This window comes from Mesorhizobium sp. M1A.F.Ca.IN.022.07.1.1, from assembly GCF_003997575.1.
In the GTDB taxonomy this organism is placed as follows: domain Bacteria; phylum Pseudomonadota; class Alphaproteobacteria; order Rhizobiales; family Rhizobiaceae; genus Mesorhizobium.
Map to the genome: position 1 here is coordinate 1 of NZ_RZST01000637.1, position 1,201 is coordinate 1,201.

Consider the following 1,201-nt stretch of genomic DNA (forward strand, 5'->3'; position numbering starts at 1 on the left):
ATTCATTGGTGATGCCGAGTGCCACCATCGCCATCCCGGCCGCCGCGCCCGGCGCCGACAGCCGGATCGTGGTCGACCATAGCGCCCTGAGCGGCGGGCGGCCGAGGCTCGAAGCCGCGCGTTCGAGTTCCACCGGCGCCTGGGCGATCGAGGCGCGCAGGCTGACCAGCGCGCGCGGCAGGAACATCAGCGCATAGCCGAAAAGGATGGTGAAGAGCGTCTGATAGAGCGGCAAGGCGATGCGTACGGTGATGGTCACCAGCGCCAGCGCGACGACCACACCCGGCAGCGAGCCGACGATGTAGTTGCAGCTCTCGAGCAGGCGCTGCAAGCGGCCGGGCGCACGGATCGAGATCCAGGCCATGGGCATTGCGGCGACCGTGGCAAGCAGCGCGCCGGCGACGGCGAGGACCAGCGTCTGGCCGAGCGCCAGGCTGATCTCGTCCCAACGCCAGACGTCGGCGCCACCGGCAAGCAGCCAGCGGCCGACGGTCACAAAGGGCACGCCGAGCGTGAGCAGCGCAGTGCTGGCGGGCAGCAGGAAGCAAGGCAGCGTGGCGCGGCCGAGGGCGACACGCTGCTGCTGGCGCGCCGCCCCGGAGCCGACGCGGGCATAACGCTCCTCACCACGCACGATCACCTCCACGCCAAGCAGCACGAAGCAGCAGGCGACCAGCACGGCGGCGAGCATGTTCGCCGCCGCGCCGTTGAAGGTCGACTGGAACTGGTCGACGATCGCGGTGGTGAAGGTATCGAAGCGGATGAAGACATAAAGCCCGTATTCGGCAAGCAGGTGCAGGCCAACCAGCAGCGAACCGCCACAGATGGCCAGCCTCAACTGCGGCAGCACGACACGCGCGAAGACGCGCCAGGGTCCGAGGCCCAGCCCTGCGGCGGCATCTTCCAGCGCCGGGTCAAGCCGGCGCAGCGCCGCTGCGATCGGCAGATAGAGAAACGGGAAATAGGCGATGACGGAGACGAGCACGCCGGCCCAGAGCCCGTGCAGGCCGGGGATCAGGCTGATCCAGGCGTAACTGTGGACGAAGGCGGGAATTGCCAAGGGCGCCACCGACAGCCACGACCACCAACGGTTGCCGGGAAGGTCGCTGCGCTCGGTCAGCCAGGCAAGCGCCACCGACAGCGCGATGGCGATCGGGACGGCCAGGACGACAAGCAGGATGGTGTTGACCAGGAGCGCGCC

At 68.9% G+C, this 1,201-nt stretch carries 1 protein-coding gene; it reads right to left on the reverse strand.

Annotation, left to right across the window (positions count from 1 at the left end):
- Positions 1–1,201, reverse strand: a 1,201-nt coding sequence (locus tag EOA75_RS33015; RefSeq protein ID WP_164747763.1) for an iron ABC transporter permease, incomplete at both ends; no start/stop codon positions are given.